1 pseudogene is annotated in these 208 nt (G+C 35.6%); it reads right to left on the bottom strand.

What is annotated here, in order from left to right:
* A pseudogene (locus ACG9ZB_RS17785) lies at positions 1 to 208 on the bottom strand (IS3 family transposase); the annotation flags it as partial.

Below are 208 nucleotides of genomic sequence, written 5' to 3'. Positions count from 1 at the left end.
GGCGAATCAATAAATTATTTTCTTTCAATATTTTAAATAACTGATCCCGTCCACACTTTAAACCACGCTGCAACAATTTGCCTTTAATAAGCCAATACAGGTTACGTGTTACGATACTTGGCATGAGACAACGATATTCCATAACCAACTCAAGTATTTGTTCGGTTACTTGTGCAGTCATTTGAGCACGTTTTTCTGCTTGATAATA

Origin of the sequence: Acinetobacter johnsonii (assembly GCF_048551975.1) — a bacterium.
Taxonomy (GTDB): domain Bacteria; phylum Pseudomonadota; class Gammaproteobacteria; order Pseudomonadales; family Moraxellaceae; genus Acinetobacter; species Acinetobacter johnsonii_A.
Note: the sequence above shows the minus strand (reverse complement) of the source record. Positions and strands in the feature narration are given on the sequence as shown.